9 protein-coding genes, 1 tRNA gene and 2 pseudogenes are annotated in these 16688 nt (G+C 53.1%); 6 read left to right on the top strand and 6 right to left on the bottom strand.

Features of this window, described 5'->3' with window-relative positions:
* Positions 1-24: 24 nt before the first annotated feature.
* The 3 genes and pseudogenes from BLQ55_RS32720 to BLQ55_RS00225 form a co-directional block, all read right to left on the bottom strand.
* Positions 25-1047: pseudogene (locus BLQ55_RS32720) on the bottom strand (HAMP domain-containing protein); the annotation flags it as partial.
* A 726-nt stretch (positions 1048-1773) separates the two neighbouring features.
* The gene (locus tag BLQ55_RS00230; RefSeq protein WP_092252116.1) at positions 1774-2835 is read right to left on the bottom strand and encodes an ankyrin repeat domain-containing protein; all 1062 of its coding nucleotides are present in this window, start codon (positions 2833-2835) and stop codon (positions 1774-1776) included.
* 79 nt (positions 2836-2914) lie between these two features.
* Positions 2915-4132: an MFS transporter gene (locus BLQ55_RS00225; protein WP_092251758.1), complete on the bottom strand. Its 1218-nt coding sequence runs from the start codon at positions 4130-4132 to the stop codon at positions 2915-2917.
* A 330-nt stretch (positions 4133-4462) separates the two neighbouring features.
* Between BLQ55_RS00225 and BLQ55_RS00220 the strand changes: the two genes are divergently transcribed.
* The 5 genes and pseudogenes from BLQ55_RS00220 to BLQ55_RS00195 all read left to right on the top strand — a co-directional run bounded on the left by BLQ55_RS00220 (position 4463) and on the right by BLQ55_RS00195 (position 9112).
* Entirely contained in the window at positions 4463-6520 is a 2058-nt protein-coding gene (locus BLQ55_RS00220) for a methyl-accepting chemotaxis protein (protein ID WP_092251756.1), read from the top strand.
* A gap of 103 nt (positions 6521-6623) precedes the next feature.
* Positions 6624-6700, top strand: a tRNA-Met gene (locus BLQ55_RS00215).
* 279 nt (positions 6701-6979) lie between these two features.
* Positions 6980-7924: pseudogene (locus tag BLQ55_RS00205) on the top strand (DNA/RNA helicase, superfamily II protein); the annotation flags it as partial.
* Between the two features lie 90 nt (positions 7925-8014).
* Positions 8015-8857, top strand: a complete 843-nt coding sequence (locus BLQ55_RS00200) for a coiled-coil domain-containing protein (RefSeq protein ID WP_092251752.1) — start codon at positions 8015-8017, stop codon at positions 8855-8857.
* Positions 8858-8923: 66 nt separating this feature from the next.
* A complete protein-coding gene (locus tag BLQ55_RS00195; RefSeq protein ID WP_092251750.1) occupies positions 8924-9112 on the top strand; it encodes a hypothetical protein in 189 nt (62 codons plus the stop codon).
* 667 nt (positions 9113-9779) lie between these two features.
* On the opposite strand, the gene BLQ55_RS00190 is transcribed toward BLQ55_RS00195, so the two are convergent.
* Genes BLQ55_RS00190 through BLQ55_RS00180 form a run of 3 tightly spaced genes read right to left on the bottom strand, consistent with a single transcriptional unit; the run spans position 9780 to position 14582 of the window.
* Entirely contained in the window at positions 9780-11201 is a 1422-nt protein-coding gene (locus BLQ55_RS00190) for an SEFIR domain-containing protein (RefSeq protein ID WP_092251748.1), read from the bottom strand.
* Between the two features lie 37 nt (positions 11202-11238).
* Entirely contained in the window at positions 11239-12870 is a 1632-nt protein-coding gene (locus BLQ55_RS00185; protein ID WP_092251746.1) for a UvrD-helicase domain-containing protein, read from the bottom strand.
* Between the two features lie 2 nt (positions 12871-12872).
* Positions 12873-14582, bottom strand: a complete 1710-nt coding sequence (locus BLQ55_RS00180) for an ATP-dependent nuclease (protein ID WP_092251744.1) — start codon at positions 14580-14582, stop codon at positions 12873-12875.
* Between the two features lie 997 nt (positions 14583-15579).
* Here BLQ55_RS00180 and BLQ55_RS00175 point away from each other — a divergent pair.
* A complete protein-coding gene (locus tag BLQ55_RS00175; RefSeq protein WP_143011679.1) occupies positions 15580-16554 on the top strand; it encodes a hypothetical protein in 975 nt (324 codons plus the stop codon).
* Positions 16555-16688: the final 134 nt, after the last annotated feature.

Here is a 16688-nt window from a genome sequence, read left to right as displayed (position 1 = left end):
CCTCACCTGCCGCTGCAGGCTTTCGGACATGTCATTGAGTGCGGCAGACAGTTGCCCGACTTCATCCTCGGATTGCTGCACCAGGCGGCGCGAGAAGTCGCCCAGGCTGATGTTGGCGGCCAACGCCGCGGCCTCGCGGATCGGCCCGACGATTTTCGCCGTGGCGAACCAGAGGGCGACCAACGCCAACAGGGAAATGCCCAGCCCTACCGACACTTGCCAGATGCTGTTGCTGATACTGCGCGCTTGCAACTCCTGCTCCAGGGCGATGGCCTGGGCCATGACCACGGCCTTGGGCAAGCGAATCAGCACCGCCCAGGGCTTGCCTGTGCGACCGAGGGCAATGGGCATCAGCACTTCGATATTCTGGGTTTGCGGATTGAGCAGGCCGTCACCCCGACCGCCCTGGATATCGCTGAGCACTTTTTCCCAGGAATCAGGCAACAAGGCCTTGATGGATTGCCCGATCAGGTCGGTGCGCTGGCTGTCCGCGACCACCAGGCCCTGGTTACTCAGGATCGAAACCGTGCCTTTGCCGCCGTAGAGCTCGGCAGACATCTGCTCACTGAGTTTCTGGATAAAGGCGATATCGAAGTCAGCCCCGACCACACCGTAAAACTTGCCGTTGGCCACGATCGGCACCGACAGGGTGGTCAGCCAGACGTTCTTGCCCTGGACCACATAGGGAATGGGATCGAGCACGCTCTCCTTCAGGGTGTCGCGCGGGCCGCTGTACCAGCCGCCCTTGGGCACACCGTTGGGATGGCGATCCGGGGAGTCATACTCGACCAGTGGCTGCACCGCGACACGACCGTCGGCGCTGCGAGTCCAGTAAGGCGTGAAACGTCCCGTCAGGGGATTATTGCCATCGGCAGCATTACGGAACGCCGGATCCTGGCCGTCCAACGCATCGGGTTCCCAGCAGGAGTAGGTGCCGTTGAAGTCCGGGTTATCCTTGAGGACGCTGAGCAATACGCTGTTGATCTGCTCGCGCCCCAACGCCAAGGGACTTTGCGCGGCCTTGCTGGCGGCAAAGGTGTTGGCCATGGTGCGGGCGGCGTCCAGCGCATTCTGCAACTTGGCCTGGATGGCATTGGCACGGGACTCGGCCAGGTTCTGGATTTCCCGGATCGTTGACGTTTCAACCAGCGCCGAGACTTCGGAAGCGACGTATTGCTCATTGGTCCGAGCGGTAAACAGCCCGTAGACAACCAGACTGACGGATGCAACAAACAGGCATACGCCTGCCGTGACACAAATGCGTGCCTGCAATGACTTGAACTTCATATCATCCCCTGCCTGATTCTATTGATTGCCAACGCTAAAGACGACGGCCTCTAACTTGTGCACGACGCGGCAAATAACAATCGATCACGGCTGTTTACGCTGCCCACAAGACAAACGCCTTGAAAGGGCACGGCGATGCAGCGCTTTATAAATATTTGAAACGTGGCAGGTTGGGGCGTAAATCCGCTCTATCCACCTGAAAGCAGCTAGAGGTATTCAGATCAAGAACCGAAGGCCTTAAGTGCCAGGGCACATAAGGGCGATAGGTGGAAAGAATGCGCGATCCCTGCTTTTCCAGTAACCCTGGGGTTACGCTTGAACAATATCGCAGAATCCATTCAGACCAATAACCACAGCACCAAATTAACACGCTCGACTTTTATACAAAATCGAACTTAGGCGTTATACAAAACAGTACTTTGGTCGTAATTCAACACCGACGCACGAGGTGTCGCGCCGGGCTATTGGATCCTGAAGAGGTGGGCGTCACCTACCGTAGGAAGGTGCCGCCAATGGCACCGGCTGCGGGTTGGCGATCACCCAACGCACGGCCAATTCACAGAGACGATCAGTCTGCTCGCCATCATCGTTGCCACCCCGCAGGACGGCGGCCAGTGTCCGGGCTTGCGCGAGGTCGGCCTCAGGCAAGGGCACGGCGCTGCCCAGATGATCGACCAGAGCCACCAACATCGTTTTGAAATCGGCGTCCCAGTTGGCCGATCCGTTGTGGTGGATCTCTCGGGAGATACGGCCACTGATGCGGATCACCTCACCCTGCGCCGTCGTTGCGGCGCCCGAGGATGGCACCAGCAACTCCCACAATTGTTGATGCTGGTCTGGCCAGCCACTGGCCGTCACGACGATGGCGGCCTGACCGTCGTGAACCTTGCGAGAGGCAACGGGCGCGACGTCGAAAAGGCGATAAAGACGGGTCAGGGCAGCGTCCGTTGCCTCGAGGTAGTCCGGGTTGAAAGAGGCTCGGTGAAATTCGAATTCACGGCCGATGCGTTGCACTTCAACGAGCATGCCTTCATCGCGCTGCAGCCCTGCCGCCAACAGGGTCTGGGCGATTTTCGCGGTGGCCTCGATATCGGCGTTGCGGGTAGTGGCCAAGGCAATATGCAGGACACCGTGCCCCTGCCGACTCTTGGCGTCGACATTGGCGCCACGGCGGATCAGGGCCGCGATGGCCTCGGCTTTGTGGCTGTTGGCCGCGGCATGCAACGGCGTGTAGCCCTGGTAATCCTGCGCCTCGATATCGGCGCCCAAATCCAGCAGCAGGTCGATACCCCCGATCCAACTCGAACTGCGATGATGCAGGGGCGTTCGTTGGTAAGTGTCACGGGCATTGATATCGGCGCCCTGCTCCACCAACCAGCGGACCAGTTCGTCGGGACAGTTGTAAAAGCCCAGCGCGGTGCTCTTGCTGTAACCGCCGGTGGCTTCAAGCTCGCACGCATCGAACACGGCGACCAGCTCGGCAAACGAGGCCTGTTCCAGCAACTGACCGAAATCCTTCGGCAGTGTCTTGCGTTTACGCTTACCCATGGCGGCGGTCACCGTTCTGATCAAAAGATTTTTCAGCATAAAACTCGATATTCATTGGTAACGGCCATCTGGAGGCGGATCAGACTTTTTTGGTCCTCGGCAAGAAAATCGCCAGCACCCCGAGCAACGGCAAGAACGAGCACAACCAATACACGTACTCAATGCCACGAATGTCCGCCAGATGCCCCAGCAGCGCGGCGCCAATCCCGCCGAAGCCGAACATCAGCCCGAAGAACACGCCGGCGATCATCCCGACATTGCCCGGCACCAGCTCCTGGGCGTACACGACGATGGCCGAGAACGCCGAAGCGAGGATGAAGCCGATGACCACGCTGAGGATGCTGGTCCACAGCAGGTCGACGTGAGGCAGAATCAGGGTGAACGGCGCCACGCCGAGGATCGAGAACCAGATCACCGCCTTGCGCCCGATCCTGTCGCCAATCGGTCCGCCAAAAAAGGTCCCCGCCGCCACTGCGCCGAGGAACAGGAACAGGTACAACTGCGAAGAGGCCACCGACAGGTCGAACTTCTCGATCAGATAGAACGTGAAGTAGCTGGTAAAACTGGCCATGTAGAAGTACTTGGAAAACACCAGCAGCCCCAGCACCACCAGCGCACTCAAGACCCGGCCCTTGGATAGGCCATGGGTGGCCGCCTGGCCTTGCTTGAGCTTGAACAGGTTCAAATGATTGGCGTACCAGCGGCTGATGCGGTACAGCACGAACAACGCAAACAGGGCGAACAACCCGAACCAGGCCACATTGCCCTGCCCGTAGGGAATGATGATCACCGCCGCCAGCAGCGGGCCGAAGGCAGAGCCGGCGTTACCGCCCACCTGGAACGTCGATTGCGCCAGCCCGTAGCGTCCACCCGACGCCAGTCGTGCCACACGTGATGCTTCCGGGTGGAAGGTCGACGAGCCGATACCGATCAATGCCGCCGCCAATAGGATCAAGGCAAAACTACCGACCATGGACATCATCACAATGCCGATCAGCGTGCACACCGTCCCGGCCGGCAGCAGCCAGGGCTTGGGATGGCGATCCGTGTGATAGCCGACCCAGGGCTGTAACAAAGATGCGGTCAACTGGAACGTCAGGGTGATCAGGCCAACCTGGGTGAAGGTCAGGCCATAGCTGTCCTTGAGCATCGGGTAGATCGAGGGCAGCACGGCCTGGATCAAATCGTTGATCAAGTGCGCCAGCGCCACGGCGCCGATGATGCGCATGACCAACGGGCTGCTTTGCGCCGGGGCGGCAACGGAAGGGGTGGCGGCCTGGGTATTGCTGATAGCCATGGGAGTTTCCATACGAGAGGGTGCACATGGGCAGGTGCGTCAATGTGCCATTTTTCGGTGCGACAAGGCTATCCCCTTAGCTTGCTATCGACCTTGAAAAAATTGTCCCATTCCAAGGTGATAGCCCAACGCCATGGTCTGAATCTTGCCTTGTTAATGAGCTATAACGCGGCTCCTTACAAAGGAGACCGAGAATGGGAAGTTTCGCTACAGAGCTGGCCTACCAAGCCGATTTGGACAAACTTTCGAGGCCTTTTAAAAGGGCACCCGTTTTAGCACTGTGTAAAAAACGCACAAAAACAGTGCATGGGTGTTCAGGGGAGTATGGGCATGCAGGCGTTTCTATCACCGGGAATCAGGTTATTGGGGCATTTCGGCTTCGCCCGCAAATTCCAATTGCTGTTCCTGCTTTTTATACTGCCGCTCATGGGCAGCCTGTGGCTCATCGGCCAGGACTATCGCGACAAGCTCAGCCTGATTTCCGGAGAGCGTGCCGGCGTTCGCCAATTGCTGGCCCTGGATAATCTCGACAACCTGCTCACCGCCCAGCGCAACCGCGCCGCCCGCTGGCGCGCCACCGAGACCAATCGGCAGCCGACACCCGCGACGCTGGCCGCCATGGCGGCCTTCGATGCGGTGCAGCCGGCCCTCAACCAGGCCGCCAGTGACCTGGGCACCACCTTGCAAAGCGAAGGTGCCGAAGCCGACACGCTTGCCCGTTATCAAGCCCTGCAAACCAGCCTCAACGGTCTGGACTCCAAGAGCCTGGGCAGCGTGGGGTGGTGGCCGGACGGCTATGACCGTTTCACCGCGGCCCTCAGCGCCCTGCAAGCCTTGCGCGAACAAATGGTCATGGACAACCGCCTGACCCTCGCCTCCTGGCTGGAAACCTACCTGCTGACCCAGATTTCGACCCAGCAGACACCGGACCTGATCGAACGGGTCGGCCGCCTGGCCAGCGTTGGCCAGGCCTCCGTGGTGTCGGGCCAGTTCACGCTGCAGAGCCGCCTGCAACTGCGGGACCTGCGCAGCCGTATCGGTGACGCCCGGGACCAACTGGTCAAGACCGGAGCATTGCTGGAAACCCGCCTGCCCAGCGATTTGCAAACCTGGGCCGGACAATTCCAAGGCAGCCTCAAGCACTTGGACGCCGGCCTGAAAGTGCTGGATGACGGCGTGTTCGGCGGCTCCATCAACTTGAAGCCGGAAGACTTCGAAAAACACATGGACGCCCTCCTCACCGACTTGGCGACCCTGCGGCAGGAATCACTGGTGGCATTGGATACGCGGCTGGATCACTACCAAGGTTCGGCGATTCGCCAGTTCGCCCTGGTAGCGACAGTGCTGGGCTGCCTGCTGCTGGCGGCGCTGTATCTTTTTGTGTGCCTGCAAGCGTCGATCCGGCGCAGCGCCAGCGGCATCACCCTGCTGGCCGAGGCCCTGCGCGACGGCAATCTCAGCCTGCAAGTGCCGGTGCAAGGGCGCGATGAATTGGCGGCCATCAGCACCGCCCTCAACGTCGCCGTGGTGCAGTTGCGCACCAGCCTGCTGGGGGTGGATCACGAAACGTTGCAGTTGAGCAATGCCGTGCGCACCCTCAATACCCACTCCAGCGGCGCCCTGGGAGAAGTCGAGGCCCAGCAGATGCAAATCAGCCAGATCGCCGCCGCCGCGACGCAACTGGCCGCCACCTCCCAGGGCGTGGCCAAGAGTTGTGAACAGGCTTCCGACAGTGCCCAGCAGACCCGCCGCATCGCCACCGACAGCAGCCGTGACAGCCAGCGCACCACGGCGAGCATCCAGCAGCTCAACCAGCGGCTCAACGAAACCGCCGCCGCACTGGGGCGAGTCAGCGAACAAGGGCAGCAGATCCAACTGGTGGTCGATACCATCCGTGGCGTGGCCGAGCAGACCAATCTTCTGGCCCTCAATGCCGCCATCGAAGCGGCTCGCGCCGGGGAACAGGGCCGTGGTTTCGCCGTGGTGGCCGATGAGGTCCGCAGCCTGTCGCAACGCACCCAGTCTTCCACGCAACAGATTGCCGGCACCGTCGACAGCCTGCGTGCCACAGTCAACGAGGCCGTCAGCCTGATGGAAGCCGCCTGCGGCCAGGCCCAGACCGACGCCCAAGCCGTCACCGGCCTGGGCGAACGGCTGGGAGAAATTGCCAGCGCCGTGCAAAGTGTCACCGACACCCTGGCGCAAATCGCCACCGCCGTGGATGAACAAGCCAGCACCGCCGACGAGGTCAGCGGCAATATCCAGCAGGTCGACCAGGCGGCCATGCGCTTGCTCGAAGGCGCACGGGCCGTGAACGTGGCGGCGGACACCCTGAGCCAGGGAAGCAAGGCCTTGAGTGCCAACACGGGGAGATTTCAGCTCAGCTGACGGGGATTTGCGGCAGGGATTGTTAAGCGGTTGAAAGCGCAGAGAAATATTTCAGATTTACGCTTGACACATCTTCGTTACCGGCGAATAATGCGCGCCACTTGGCTACATAGCTCAGTTGGTTAGAGCATAGCATTCATAATGCTGGGGTCCGGGGTTCAAGTCCCTGTGTAGCCACCAAGTACCGATCCATAGATGTCTACAGCAGTCTATGAATCACCTCAAGAAGCCCGCCTCGTGCGGGCTTTCTTGTTTCTGGCTGTCCACCTCTGTCTACCCCTACCCTTCCCCACCGCAATGCAAAGCCAGCCACCGTGGCGCTTTATCGCTTCCACCTTCGGCCCGACGCCGTTGAACTGGTGCAAACGCGCCGACGGCAAAACCACTCAATAGCGCCGCAAGATCTGCCCGATCCGCGTCCTATGCTGAGCCTTGATAACCGACCCAGCGCGATGACGCACCGGCAAGGCTCGCGCCAATGATCGAGGACAAGCAGGCCGACAGGTACAGGAGTGGCGCTTGCTGTTTCTCTCCACGGGCGAGAAGACGTTGGCGCAGCACATGGCCGAGGCAAACAAGGAACTGAAAGCCGGCATGGAAGTGCGCATGCTCGCCGTACCGGCGGACGCCAGTAAAGGCCTCGGCATGTTTGACGTGTTGAGTGGCTTCGACGACGCAGCGGCCCTCTCTGACGCGCTCAAGGCTCGGGTAGCCAAATACTACGGCACGCCACTCACCGCGTTCCTGGCGGCCCTTTGCGAGCCCGGGAAGATGCACGGATGGTCGACCATCCTCCGACGGACTTTGGAAGGGTTCGTTGCCAAAGCCCTCCCCGCCTCGGCCAGCGGGCAGGCACATCGAGCCGCTGCACGCTTTGGGCTGGCCGCAGCAGCTGGAGAGCTGGCCACTGCGTTCGGTATCACTGGCTGGCCTGACGGCACCGCAACCACGGCGGCACGTGTGTGCCTGAGCGCGTGGCTGAATGAGCGTGGCGGTGCCGGAAACCTTGAAGGCGATGCGATCTTGGCCCGTCTGCGCCAGATCATCGAGCGCTTTGGTGAAAGCCGCTTCACCCGCTGGGAAACCGCCGCCGCGAAGATCGACGAGCACGGGCCACGCACCATCGACCGCCTGGGCTTTCGCAAGACGCTAGAGCACGGCATGGGCGACACCATGCACACCACCCACACCTACTATGTGCTGCCCGAGGCATGGCGATCCGAGATATTCCGGGGCATGAACATCAACGCAGTGAACAAGGAGCTGCTGCACCGGGGTGTGCTGGAACCTGGTAGCGACGGCAAGGCATCGAGTTTGGTCCGGTTGCCCGGTCTAGGCCCGCAACGCTGCTACATCGTGAAGACGATTCCGGGAACGGATGAGAGCGAGGCTCGGGCTGCCTGAAGGCATCCTACTGATCGAGGTAGCGCCGGCTCATTCCCGGCCTCGCCAGCCGCTCAACCCAACCCCATCGAATAGCACAGAGACGAAACTATGAACGACATCCAAGAACTGAAAGACCGCCGTGAACAACTGACCACCGAACTGGAACGCCTGCGAGCCGAACTCTTGCAATATGAGACTGCTCTAGCCGCCCCCGAGTCTATCCAGCGAGGCCGGGAGCGGGACGTGCAGGATCAGTACGCCGACCGGAAAAGAAAATGTGATTCGCTGGACTTTGAAATTGATCGGTTGAATCAAAAAATTGTTCGACGCGAAAACATCGTCAATCACGAAACGCTGATGGCCGGATACCGTGATGCCATGACGACCTGGAAAGCCGACGAGCACGAGCTCAACGAAAAGCGGCAGAGTGTCGGCGTCCGCCTGAATGAAATCCGTCAGCAAGCCACAGACGAAATGGCGAAGGCACGTCAGGCCGAGACAGAAGCGGCGACTGCCTTTGCCCAGGCTGTCGCCTGGGGCGATACCGAGGGCGAGAAGACCGCGAATGCTGACGCTCAAAAAGCCGCGAAAAACCTCGCGACAGTAGCCGAGCAAAACCGTCGTCAGCAGCTGATGATCAGCGCTCTGGAACAAGAGCTGGCCACCATCGATCAGCACATTTCTGAAGCGCAACAAGAACATCAGAAAATTGAGAACAAGGCGCTGCACCTCGCAAACGCGGTGCTCGAAGAGAAGTGGAATGAGGCCGCTCAAGCATTGCTCGATGTTGGCGGACAACTTTGTGCGGCGCGTCGAATGATCGACCGAGATCCGGTTGCGCTGTTCAAGCTCAACGTTCCAGAGCAAGGCGAAAACTTCAACAGCTGGGCTTGGAGTGACCTCTCTGAGCGCTCAGCGCGGTACGCCGTACACGACGTGCTGGCCTTGTAACGACCCGTCCTGCCTGAAACAGCCCACGTGTGTGGGCTGTTTAAACAATGCCCAAGGACCAGCACTATGAACACTGCCACGCAGAACAGCCTCAGTAGTACCGAAACGTTGAAAGCGAGGAAAGCCCATCTGAGCGGCCTGCTAAAGCTCACGGACTCTCGCTGGCAGAAAAATACAACGATACAAAGCCTCACCCTCAATGCGATCAAAGCAGAGCTGTGCCTCATCGATCAGCAATTAAAGCGCCGAAGCTAAGTACTATGGAAGCCGCTTGGCTTCCATAGCTGTCCCCTATCCAACAATTCGACTGAACCGACAGGTTCAACGATGCCGCTGCCCTTATTACACTGGTCCGAAAAGCAGCTTCGGTCGAAAGCAAAATAAATAGTTCATAAATACACGACTGCCCCAGCTCTTAACCTTCAAATTTTATCAAACTCAGAGATAAGGAATCAAAGACGCAATTTTACATCAATATATTTAGAGTCACCTCGCGAGGATCAAATGATAATGCTAAACCACCTGACATTGACAAATTTTATACCCTCGAACTGCATTTAAACCGCAAAAGGACATCACATGAGGATCGAAGATGAATAAAAAAACAAGCTATTTCTGGCTACCCGAAGAGGAAGGAAATACCCCCCTAAAATGCCATTAATTTGACAATGGTGGAAAAATTGAATTAAATAAACGGGGTAATAAAAATTGTTACGCTACAAACGCAAGCTACAAGATTTTAGGTAATCAATAGCACTGCATTCTCTGTGAATCGGATAGTAATCACCATTGCGACCGATCCGTCCTTGTTCCGTAATATCTCTCTGGACCTTACAAGCGAAGGGCCTATTGCTCTCGACCTAACAGCATTACTCTCTCAAATGCCCCCATGCAGCCGGAGGCAATAGTTAGGCCAAGGTCGTCAGGGTAAGCTTCCGAGATCATCAAGATTCAAAAGTCTCTTCCAGTCGACGCCCAATCTACCGAAACCGTAGTAATGACCTCCGCGCTGTGTAGCATCAACCGCGAACTTTTCAAGTTCAGTTTTGCCATTCACTTTGAGAACTTGCTTCAGGTTCTCAAAATACTGCGCTGAAGCGGACCTAATAAAAATTTCAAAAGCGCCTGGAAAGTGGCCTAAGTACACGAGAGTTTTAGGCCACCAATGTCCACGGTGAATCTCACATCGTGTAAACAAAAGGAAATCCGCTTGCATTAGATTGGAAAAGTCTATGCCACTAGTACTATTTAACTCCTTTGTAAGATCTGCGCTTAGCGATAACCTATTAAGGTTAAGACGACTATTCCTCTGATTTAACGCGCCAACATCCTTATAAAAGCACTCGTAGCCGGAAAGGTACGCTACCGAGCGACGTGAGTTAACGTAATAAGACCTATCCAACAATTGAGCCACTATAGAAAATTTACCATATTTCAGACAAATGGTTATAGCATACAAAAATATCTCATGAACAATGAACTTATAGTTATCAAAATCCGTTTCCCTCCAAACATTTAGGTGCTCAGGGGCTTCTTGATATTTCAAAATACTCTCTAAAAACTTGTGAAGAAAATCCGCAGCTTCTTGTTGATCCAAATAACGTACCGCACTTGTAATCACTTGCAGCAATTCGTTCCTACACGAAACAAACTCTGTAATATTTTCAACAACTTGATCATCAAACAGCACTTCACTATTCAGCTTAATTCGGATACGTTCCAAATTCTCCGAATACACCATCAGGTACTCCTCTAACGCAGCACCAGCAATATTTTTCCCTTCTTTAATTAAGGTTATGGCTCTGCGAGCCAATGGAGCAGTACCTAAATTTATAGCAACTTCTTTATTAAGAAAATCGGGTTTTTTCCCTAGCTTCGGCCGCTGATACTGAGGCTGTCCGTAGATACATCGAATCAGCTCTTCGAATCCTTCAGAATAGGTTTCTGGACTGCTAAGATCAATGTACAGTCGAGAATGATAGAAAATGGGCGTATACGCTTTACCTTCTTCGTCCTTTTCCGCGATGACCGCGATAAATCTTTCTTGGTCGACTTGCTCATACACCTTCTTAGAAATAATTTGAGTCTCTGTCCCTACCCCACCTCGCCGCTCATCGGCCTTTTCCGAATAGTTCTTATCTGAAATTATTAAAACCTTATCAATAGTCTTATCGGCTACCATTGACTCCATAAAGGCAACAGCATCTCCCCCAGGTCTCAGATCCCATTTATCAAGTTTAACCTCTACTCCTGAAGCCATAAGATTTTCTGCAAGATCCAGAACCCAACGTTCATGAGAAGGACTTGACCAGCTATATGAAATAAAAACTTTAGGCTCTTTCAAAATCTAATCTCTCAAGTGTCTATCCATTAGAAGAAAATCATCTTTTGACGACTTTATAAAGATTTTCCAATCCTGGCAATCTCAAAAAACACGACTGTTTGGCGACTGATGCAAAACCCTTTGCGTTGATCCGTAAACTTGTTGAGATTAACACGCAGGCCAGCTTCGCACGTGTAATACCTACATAATGAAGATTCAGGTCCTGTTCTATATCAGGATAATAGACTTCCTTGGGATTCCCTATAAGCTCTTGATAGGGCAGGCTCCACTCTACCAGATCCAGGTGAATAACTACGTCAAACTCCAGTCCTTTAGATTTATGAAGAGTCATGCATTGAATCTGATGATCTCCAGAAGGGTGATACTGAGATAAAAGCTCTGGGTCCCCAATGACATGTGCCAATGCAGCTTTTTCAGCTTCACTACCATCACTCCCGTAGAAGCTTTTAGCTGCTTGAAGAAGGTTTAGCACAAGATCCTCAGGCGGCACTTCTCGGATGCGACGCACCATTAATCGAAGCTTTTTTAGTCGATCCCGACTGCCTTCTAAGTTCAATGCATAAGCGACGATCAAGTCGTTCGCCCGCTGTGTCATATCAAAGCGATACGACAACAATGCACGCCAAAGCAGAGAGTTTTTTGACTCAATAAGAGCTAGTGCATCATCAGAATAAATCATGCATGGCAACGTGAGCTTTTCACGAAGCCGCTTCAGCCCTTTATTACTTCTGGCGAGCACTGCCACTTTGGAGTAGTTAATCACCGCGAATTTTTTAACCAGTTGCGGTATGATAATGTTTAGTTTTGATGCAGCCTCGAATTCATCGCCCTCTACTTCGCATCGATAGATAGTTATCTCGTCAGCTTCCAGCAAAGCACAAGTCGGGTCATATAGTCTGTTGGCATAATTAGATACAGATGGATGACAACGATGATTCTTACTAACCGTCATATGATTAAAATTAGGCGACGCAATAAGCTCGCGTATAAATTTAGGACTACCGTCGCGCCAGCCATAAATTGACTGCTGTACATCACCAACACATACGCCTTGAAGCCCACACTCTAGCAATGAAACAAACAACTCGTGTTGTATAGCAGAAGAGTCTTGATATTCGTCAATATAGACAGTTGCATATCGCGCTCTAATATACCGCCGGCAGGCCTCAGACGAGTTCAAGATATAATTCGCTAGATAGGAGATTGATTCAAAAAACAGACACCCCATCCCCAAAAGCTGCTCAAATGCAGGAAGGTAGGATTCAAAGTTGCCGGGACACAGCCTTCCTTCAACCTCGGCAACTGATTCAATCAGTTTCTGTTCTTCAGAGCTAAGATCTCCCTTGAATTTGGGCTCCAGGTTAGGCAACGATACAGGAAACACATGACTTGCAAATGGGAATATAATTTCGGAAAGGCAGAAAGCGTCAATTGTTCCAAAAAAACTTGCCGCAACATCTTTCCCCCCCTGTTTACAACGCTGCTCCAATTCTTTACTTGCCTTGCGCGTAAAGGTGATTGCTAGGACTCCTTGGTATCGCTTTAGTCCGTCCAACTCATTCCGGATTTTCTCAGCCATGACGGTTGTTTTACCGCTACCTGGGCAGGCGGTAATTACCAAGTTACCTGTAAACTCAATTGCCGCCAGTTGCTCATCTGTTAGCTTCATGGTCAGGCATCCATTGCTTCAGCTACGCAATACAGCAATGGACGAGCTAAATCGCCTTCGCCAATATTTTTCAAAGCCGAAGAGTACTCCTTGAGATATGCTCGCATTCTGATAGCTTTTTTAGCCTGTAAAAAACTCACAGCTTCGGCTACTGTTTTCTTTTTCGCATACGCCTTAATTTCGCTGGGCATCTCATCAGCCAGATCATTTTCTAGATCAATCTTTGAAATGAACACACCCTTGGCATTAGTAATTTTACTAATGTTAGCCCACAGTCCTGAGGTAATAAGGTCACGTTGAGATGTGCCGGCCTTCATGTGAGGCAAACTGGGTTTGCCAGCCAACCGCAACGATCTATTTAAACCATCCAAACGCCGTTGAGGCACTTTGTTCACTTTAATATCAGAGACGTCATTATCCGTTCTAACCGTCCATGGTATCTCCATAGCATCCAAGATCTTGGCGTACACTTTGAAACTTATGCCATCCACTGACAGGATTGAGATATTAAAAAAATCAAGATCAAGATCAAGTGCTGTTGCCAGCTTATGGTAAAACAATTGCTCCGATGGACCTTCGACGAGCAGAACGCTTTTTGCAAAAAAGGCTTCTGCCGGCAAAATACTCATGCGGTACCCAAAGTCCTCCCATGCTGCGCTAACGCATTTTGAACATCCTCCACTAGCTGCAACACTTCTCCCCTTTTTCACTTTAATATTCACAATAGACTCTGGTGAGAATCGAGCAGCTATTTGAGGCGAGTGCGTTGTAATCAGTACCTGCCCAGGTAATTCGTTAATCAGGTAATCGGCAAGCTTGCGTTGTTGGTGGGGGTGCAAGTGCGCTTCAGGCTCTTCAACACAGTAAAATACTACCTCACTGTCAGGATCAAACTCTCTCTCACTTTTTGCCTTCCAAAGAGCAAGCAAAATTTGATTATTTCGTCCATCTCCGCCAAGAGATACCTTAGAGCCAGAAGTGGCAGCTCCAAGCTTGAGATTATCGATAAACTGCTGCGTTTCGATTGCTCCCGAGTCCAAATGAACAGTATAAGAAGAAAGATCATAAGAAAGCTTTAATAATTCCTCGTTAACCGCAGCCGTGGCATACTTCACATAATTTAAACTACGAACCTTTTCATTTAATTTATTTAAGTCACGCTCAATCAGCTTTAATTGTTTTCGATCTTCTACTGCATCACCAGCCTCCAACTCCTCTTGTGATATTTTTAAAAGCTGCTTTTTCTCAAGCGCAATAAACCGATCTAGATCACGCTTAGACTTAACATACCGCAAATTAAGGTACTTTAAATAAAACCTACTGTTAACTTCATTTAGTAAATCCGCCGAACTCCCACAATATAACGCATAGCTTAGATCCGCCTTATCTGCAACATAACGCAGCAGACATTCCCCCTCATCACTAACGTTCCCTTTTAGTACGGAAAGGACCGCATCCTCCACAATTCCTGTAAAAAAAATGTCAATGCAAATTTTGTTGGCTTGTTTGCCATTTTCGTCAAAATGAAAGTCGGACGGAAGAGGCTCCAACTCAAGCTCAGGCAAAGTTTTATCAAGGAGCAGTCTAATTGCGCTAATTAAATTAGTTTTGCCACTATCATTCCCTCCGATTATCAAGGTGCTCTTGTTAAATTTTATTGTGGCCTTGTGATAGTTCCTATAGCCAGATATTTGTACGCTTTGAATTTCCATCACTAGTCCTTGTGTAGAATGAAGGCAAGGTTTTCGACAGCTCACGGGGCCATTACATTGATAGCACCAGTATCGCATGCAGATTTGATAGCTACCACTCAGAGCAGAGTAATCACACCCGCGCCCTCCTAATCGGTTGCCCTCCGAGCAGTTAGACCTTCACAGCGAGCCATTAAGGAGGGCCGTTTTTAATCGAAGAGGTGAGTTCATCACGCCGCCCCGCTTTAACGATATCGCCAATCGAACACTTCTCTCGAAGCGTAACACTAAGAGCTTCTGTAACACTCGATACGCCTTCGTAACCCGCGTGATGTAACGAGAAATAAACCATTTAAAAACATAAGCTTAGAGACGCCTGTTACATGCGTAACCTCCGTAACACCGCTTTAGCGGCCTCCCCTATCCCCTAGCATGGAATGCCGTCAGCGGGCGAAGTTCTGTGTGTTCTTGAGGAGGGTCATCGATCATCGCAACTGCCAGGAGCCTTGACGATACCGAGAGGGCTGGGGTCGGAGATCCGCAGGACCGCGAGTGTAGGGATGTCCAAATTGGTGAACAGATCACCCGTCGAGCAACGGTTCACCAGAGCGGTTGCTCAAGGCTATTGGATATTTGCCGGGACCCTAGGCATCCTGAGGAATACGGGGCAAAGAACCCGCAGCATCTTGTTAGCGACTGAGTTTTCTACGTCGGTTGACAGGTTGACATGGTTGACCGGGTTCAACCGTTCGCTATCAACAACACAACCGCTCACCTTTACCGTTGCGGTGACGACCCCCTTTTTTCGTCAGGATCCTTTCAATTTCAACGTTGAAATTTCAGTAAGCTGCAATCTCTGTCGCTACCTAGATCCCGCGGGTTTCCGACCCCGTACAAAGGGAAAACCCTCAGGGGCCCCGCACCGATTTAGCTGGCACAAGCTATGCTTCAGAGCTAACCGATGTGACATAACGGTTACTCTTACCACCCACCTTGTTTCATCAGGGTATGACCTATTTTGAATAAACCTCGGTTTCCCATTGACATCACCGGTGCCGTCTCAGCTCTGGAAGCCCATCCAATTCTCACCGCCATGTCGGATGAGGGGTGCCACCATGAGCAGGAAGGGTTACGGCTCCCTCTTGGGATCTACAACATTTCGATTTCTCGAGTATCTGACAAATTGATTCGGCTGTGTCGGAGGGTAGAAACGTATTTCAATATGCCGAACACTGGGGATCCTGAAGGCGATACTCGTGATGTGCTGCTGGAAATCATCGATTACGTCGAGCTTTCCCTGTACGCAGCAGCAGAGCACGTTGATGATGTGAAATCGATCTGCAGTGGATTTTTCAAGCACACCAGCATTCGTGATAAAAACCAGGCATATAAGGCACTCGATAAGGCAGTGAAGCAACACAAACACTTTGTAGCTTCCGCAGCTAACGCCATCAAGCATCAACAATCACGGATTCGTCTAGCAACGCTTGAGTTCAAGGACGAAGCGCATGTGGGAGCATTGCATGGCTTTTTCATCGAAGGTGTCGCCGACGGCGTTGTCGGCCCAAGCTCGACTTTTCACAGATCAAAAAAGCTATTTTCTCTAACGAGCCTGGCTTGGGAGATTGTATTGTTCCTTTTGCTAGTCTCACGAGATCTGGCGACTTTTTTGCGATCCGTCTGCGTACAGCGTGAGGGCCCTGTAAGAGTCGCGTCTGAACAATTCGCGATGGCAGTGGTGGCTGCAGCCCGTTTGCCAATTTACGATTTCGGTGAAGCTCATCCTTTCTCGAAAGCCACCATACAACTGAATTCCCCGGAACCATCCCTGCATTTGCTGGCGTCTTCGCTATACGGTTCCATTCGGTCTGGTTGGTCCATGTCATCAATACCCACTTTTGGACAGCTCAAGTCCCAATATGAAGGCGATGGAAAGACAACGCAATTTCAACTTTTTCAACCAGAATCCGTTTCCTTTCAGCGTTGGACGTAGTATCGAGCGCAATAAGCAAATGCTGCTGCCGCATCGTATATCCCTCGCTGCACTCCCGAAACCCTCGACAAATAGACACAAGTGGGCCGTCTCTTACGAAGCAATTTCTATGACCCTGGCCCCTGGAGAACGCT

The organism is Pseudomonas sp. NFACC13-1 (genome assembly GCF_900104425.1).
Classification (GTDB): domain Bacteria; phylum Pseudomonadota; class Gammaproteobacteria; order Pseudomonadales; family Pseudomonadaceae; genus Aquipseudomonas; species Aquipseudomonas fluorescens_AA.
Note: the sequence above shows the minus strand (reverse complement) of the source record. Positions and strands in the feature narration are given on the sequence as shown.